General features: G+C 38.5%; 2 protein-coding genes. Both read left to right on the top strand.

What is annotated here, in order from left to right:
- The first annotated feature begins 72 nt into the window (after window positions 1–72).
- Entirely contained in the window at window positions 73–3,873 is a 3,801-nt protein-coding gene (locus ACNFN4_RS22030) for an amino acid adenylation domain-containing protein (protein WP_448200480.1), read from the top strand.
- Window positions 3,874–3,884: 11 nt separating this feature from the next.
- Window positions 3,885–6,430, top strand: a 2,546-nt coding sequence (locus ACNFN4_RS22025) for a non-ribosomal peptide synthetase (RefSeq protein ID WP_448200479.1), incomplete at its 3' end; no start/stop codon positions are given.

Genomic DNA, 6,430 nt, shown 5'->3' with positions numbered 1-6,430 from the left:
GACCCGGAAAAGAATATTGAAGAAAGTCAGATGATCAGGGGTTATGAGGCACCAAGGACCCAGACGGAGAAATTGGTAGTAGAGGCATTTGAATATGTACTTGGTGTGGATAGAGTAAGTGTAAACGACAATTTCTTTGATTTGGGTGGATACTCGCTTAATGTAATCCGGCTGTGTAATGAATTAGAGAAGAGTGCAGGGGTAAGGTTACCACTTAGAGAAATTTTTGATTTAGTTACACCAAAAAATATTGCAGAACAAATTAAAAACTCAAAGGTTGTAAATACGTTTGAAGAAATACCAGAAATAGCAGAAGCAGAAAGCTATTCTATAAGTTCAGCTCAAAAGAGACTTTATCTTTTAGACCAACTAACAGGTCCTGGTACAACTTATAATATTCCTTTAGTAATCAAGCTTAAAGTTAAACCAGACAATAAGCGACTTCAGAGAGCATTGGATCAATTAGTAGAGCAAGAGGAAATTTTGAGGACAAGCTTCCATATAGTGAATGGTGAGCCAATTCAAAAAATTTCCTCAGATGCAAGAATTGTGCTGGAGCACAGTGAAGTTAATACAGCAGATTCACAGTATATCCAGGATGAATATAATACTTTCGTCCAACCATTTGACCTGTCAAAATCACCACTAATGCGTGCAAAAATACTGGATACTCCAAATGATTCATACTTATTTTTGGATATTCACCATATTTTATGTGACGCAGAAAGCATGCCGATTATGCTCTACAAAATACAAGAGTTATATGAAGGAAGAGAATTGTTAACACCACGAGTACAGTATAAAGACTTTTGTGTTTGGCAAAATGCTAGAGATATAACAGAACAGGCAGCGTACTGGAAGAAAGAATTTTCTGGTGATATACCAGTCCTGGATTTAATCATGGATTATCCACGCCCTCATAAACAAAGTTTTAGAGGTGCTAATTTCCGAACACAGGTAGAAGAAAACACGAGTATTCAAGTAAAAGAGTTAGCGAAGAAGTATGGTGCAACTGAGTTTATGGTTTTGTTATCCATCTTTTTCTCCATGTTAGGAAAATACAGTCGACAGGAAGAAATTATAGTAGGAACTCCAATATCGGGACGAAACCATACGGATACCCGAAATATGTTGGGCATGTTTGTAAACACTCTGGCAATCAAAGGGAATGTCTGCTCCGATGATTCATTTGAGGATGTATTATTAGGTATAAAAGAGAAATGTTTACAGGCGTACGATAACAAGGATTATCAGTTCGAGGATTTAGTTGAAGCAGTGGGAGTAAAGAGAGATTACTCAAGAAACCCAGTATTCGATGTGATGTTTGTATTGCAGGACGATGAGAGAGAGAGTTATTCGGATCGAATTCAATTTGGAACGAGGAAATCCGTTGAAGGAAGTATTTCTAAATTTGATCTTACCTTAACCATGATAAGTGATTCAGAAGGCTATAAGATTGATTTTGAATATTCTACAGACTTATTCAAACCAGAAACGATCGAGTACATGGCAAAACACTTCTTAACACTAATTGAAGGAGTTTTAATGTCTCCGGAAAAGAAGCTGCAGGATATTGCCATGGTAGATATGAACGAAGAAGCAAAAATATTGGATGAGTTCAATATGACGGATGCAGAATACCCTGATAATAAGACGATTGTGCAGTTACTTGAAGAGCAGGCTGCCAGAATACCTAATAGTATAGCAATTACATTTAATGGACAACAGCTGACCTATGCACAATTAAATGAACGGGCGAATGCTCTGGCAAGAAAACTTCGAATGGACTATAACATTCAACCCAATGACTTTGTGGTGATCTCAACAGAGAAGTGTTTGGAGATGGTGGTGGGTATATACGCTATTTTAAAGGCTGGAGCAGCTTACGTACCGGTTGATCCATCTTATCCAGAGGAAAGAATTAATTATATCATTAATGACTGTAAACCAAAGGTCGTATTATGCGGTACAAAAGAACCTGAAGCTGACATTCCTATCATGAATCTTCATGATGAGGCAAATTATAAAATGGAATGCAGTAACCTTGTCCATGTAAATCAATCAAGTGATTTGATGTATGTAATTTATACCTCTGGTACGACTGGCAGGCCTAAGGGTGTTATGGTTCAGCATGTAAATGTAGTGCGATTACTTAAGAATGACAAGTTTAAGCTTGATTTCTATGAAAATGATATTTGGGTTCAATTCCATTCTTATTGTTTTGATGTTTCGGTTTGGGAAATATTCGGATGCCTATTAAATGGAGCAAAGCTTGTAATTCCTTCTGAAGATACGGTAAAAGATGGATATGCTTTTGGAGAGCTTTTGCAAAAAGAAGCGGTAACAATCTTATGCCAGGTACCTTCGCCATTTTATGCGTTGATCGATGCAACGACAGGACAAACAATAAATAGTTTACGATATGTTATTTTTGCAGGAGAGGCACTTTATCCAACACATTTGAAGAAATGGCATGAGAACAATAGGCATTGTCGTCTGGTTAATATGTACGGGCCTACAGAGACCACGGTATACGCTACTTATCGCGATATTGATGCTGAAGCCATCGAGAGAGGAATTAGCGACATAGGAAAGCCACTTCCAACATTGAAGATTTATATGTTAAATGGAAATGAACTTTGTGGAATTGGAGTTCCAGGTGAGTTATGTATAACAGGTGAGGGTGTATCTCAAGGATATTTAAATCGACAAGACCTGACAGACGAGAAGTTTGTACACAACCCATTTGGATCCGGAAAGATGTATCGGACAGGTGATTTGGCACGTTGGTTACCTAACGGAAACATTGAATATATTGGACGGATGGATGACCAAGCAAAAATCAGAGGATATCGTATTGAACCACGAGAAGTAGAAAGCCGTTTATTGGAGCTTGAAGGCATAAATGAAGCTGTAGTCATAGTGCGAGAAGACAAAAGGAATGAGAAATTCCTGTGTGCCTATGTAATAACTGAGACAGAAATAGAAGAAAAGGACGTTAAGATCAAGTTAAGTAAAGTATTACCAGATTACATGGTGCCTGCACATATTATTTCGGTTGATGCGATTCCGCTGACAAGTAACGGGAAACTTGACAAAGCCTCTTTACCACAGCCGCAGTATAAGTCAAAGGAATATATTGCACCACGAAATGAATATGAAACTCTGATCGTGCAGGCATTTGAGAACATTCTAGATATTGAAAAAGTCAGTGTAACTGATAGCTTCTTTGATCTAGGGGGATCGTCACTGAAAGCAGTGCTCTTGTGCAATGAATTGGAGAAGGCCATAGGAGTAAGATTGTCAATTAGAGATGTTTTTACTTTTGGTACGCCCGAGCAGATAGCGGGAAATATCGAGTCGATTGAGAACGAGATGTTTGTGGCAATAGAACAAGCTTCAGCAGCTGAATACTACCCTACAAGTTCAGCTCAGAAACGACTCTATCTTCTAGACGAGATGACCGGACCTAACATTAACTACAACGTATCGGATGTCTATGCCTACGAAGAACCGCTGGATAAAGAAAGGCTACAGAAGGCTTTGGATAAGCTGTTACAGCAAGAAGAGATACTGCGAACTAGTTTCCATGTTGTGGACGGTGAACCCATTCAAACGATTTCTCCAGACGCAAGGGTTTTAATAGACTACAGCGAAGTGGACGAAATAGATGTACAAACAGAATACGATAAATTTATACAACCGTTTAATTTATCCGAAGCACCGTTGATGCGTGTGAAATTAATGAAGACAACAACGGCATCCTATCTATTTGTTGATATTCATCACATTATATGTGATGGAGAAAGCCTGCCAGTTATACTGCATCAGGTGAACGAATTTTATGAAAATGATGAAACTGATCATGAATAAGAGGAGAACTTATGAATAAAAATTCTAACCGAATCCAGTATAAAGATTTCAGCGTATGGCAGAATTTTTATGATATCTCAAAACAGGAAGAATATTGGAGGAGGGAATTCGCTGGTGAAATTGCCAGGGTGGATTTGAAGACGGATTTCCTCCGTCCTCAAATCCAGTCTTTCAGGGGAGCCAATGTTGTAGCAAAGGTAAAAGAGCCATTAAGCTCAGGGGTTAAAAATCTAGCCCTAAAGCATGGTGCTACTGAATTTATGGTTACCCTATCTGTGTTCATTTTATTATTAGCCAAATATAGTCGCCAAAAGGATATTATTGTAGGAACTACCGTGTCAGGCCGAGTTCATGCAGATACTAAGGGTATGTTGGGGATGTTTGTCAATACTCTGGTGATCAAGGGAGAAGTTAGTCCGGATGAGACCTTTGAGCATTTGATATTAGCTGTGAAGGAGAAGTGTCTGCAGGCTTATGATAACCAAGAATACCAATTTGAAGATTTAGTTGAAGCCGTAGAGAAGAAAAGAGATCTCTCAAGAAATCCGATATTTGATTTTATGTTCGGATTAAAAGAAAAGAAAAAACCGACGGAAATGCAAGGCCTATTGGGCGGAAAAAGTGCATTTATTAAAAGAAATGTTTCAAAGTTTGACTTATCCGTTCTGGTTGAATGTGTGTCAGAAGGGTATGAAATTGATTTTGAGTATTGCATAGATTTATTCAAACAAGAAACGATTGAATATATGGCAAGGCATTATGTAACGCTGCTTGAGGAAGCAGTAACACATCCAGAAAAAAAACTTAAAGATTTGCATATGCTTGATATCAGGGAACAAGAGAAGATATTGGTTGATTTCAATGCAACGAATGTAGAATACTCTCGAGAACAAACAGTTGTCAGCTTATTTGAGAATCAGGTAGAGAAAACAGCAGAACATATTGCACTTAAATTTGATGATAAACAGATGACATATGCCGAGCTGAATGAGAGAGCAAATCAGTTGGCGCGTACTCTTCGGGATTTAGGAGTAGTTCCAAACGATTTGGTGGCTCTAGTTACAGAGCGTAGCATGGAAATGATTGTAGGAATATTAGCAATCATCAAGGCAGGGGGAGCTTATGTACCCATCAATCCGGAATATCCAGATAATAGAATTCACTATATGCTGGAGGACAGTAGTCCAAAGATTGTATTGACGTATAAGAATAAGCTGCCAGGGAAGGTAGGGATTCCGGTATTAGATTTAGAAGATGAGAATAATTATGCTAATGAAACGGACAATCTTTTGCATGTTAACAGGTCTAATGATTTAGTGTATTGTATCTACACTTCTGGTACAACTGGAAACCCTAAAGGAGTTTTAATTGAACATCGAAATGTGGTCAATATGTGGGTCACATATAAGGAAACATTTGCACTGAACGACAAGGATACGGTGCTGCAATTTGCAAATGTATCTTTTGACCAAGCGGTGGGAGATATCTTCCCTGCACTATGCAATGGTGCGGCATTATGCATTGTACCAAAACATTTAACCTATGATATGGAGCAACTACAAAAATATATCGATCGAAATAATGTTACAACAGCTTCATTGACACCTAAGTTAATAGACGGGTTGTGTGTTGACGCATTACCGACGCTTCGTTTGCTGGAGTCAGGTGGAGAGGCAGGTCGTCTAGAAACTTTAAAAGAATGGGCGAAAAAGGTAGAAGTGCTAAACACATATGGTCCTACAGAATCTACTGTAAATGCAACTAGTTTTAGAGTGAATACAGACTCTACTTCCATTACCATTGGACGTCCGATTGCAAATACAAAGGTATATCTTCTAAATGAAATGGAGCTATGCGGTATTGGAATACCTGGCGAGTTGTGCATTGCAGGAGATGGTTTAGCAAGAGGTTATTTGAATCAGCCAGAATTGACAGATAAGAAGTTTATTCAAAATCCCTTCGGTGAGGGAAAACTGTACCGTACAGGAGATTTAGCACGTTGGCAGCCAGATGGAAATATAGAGTATTTAGGCCGTATAGATGAACAAGTGAAAGTCCGTGGTTACAGGATAGAGTTAGGTGAAATTGAAAGTGTATTAAGAAAACAGAGTAACATCACGGATGCTGTCGTTGTTGTAAAAGAAGTTGGAAACGATGAAATTCTCTGTGCATATCTCATTGCAGAGAAGGATCAAGAATTAATTATACCCGAAATTAAGGAAGCGATAAGAGAAGAAGTAACAGAGTATATGATTCCTACCTTTATGATACAGATCGATGAATTTCCACTAACCATAAATGGAAAGCTGGATAAAGCTAGGTTGCCAGAGCCAGATATGTTAGAAAGCTCGAAATACGTACCACCAAGTAATAAGACGGAGCAAGCAATCGTAGATGTATTTGAGGAAATTCTAGGAGTATCTCCAGTCGGCATAGAGGACAGTTTCTTTGAATTGGGTGGACATTCGTTAAAAGCGACGGCAGCAATTAATGCCATAGAGAAGAAAACCGGGATTCGTTTGCCAGTCAAAGAGATATTTAGTTCCCCAACTCCTGC

The sequence above is a fragment of the Bacillus sp. N1(2025) genome, from assembly GCF_053470005.1.
The sequence above is the reverse complement of the archived record's forward strand: the minus strand, read 5'-3'. Positions and strand labels throughout refer to the sequence as shown.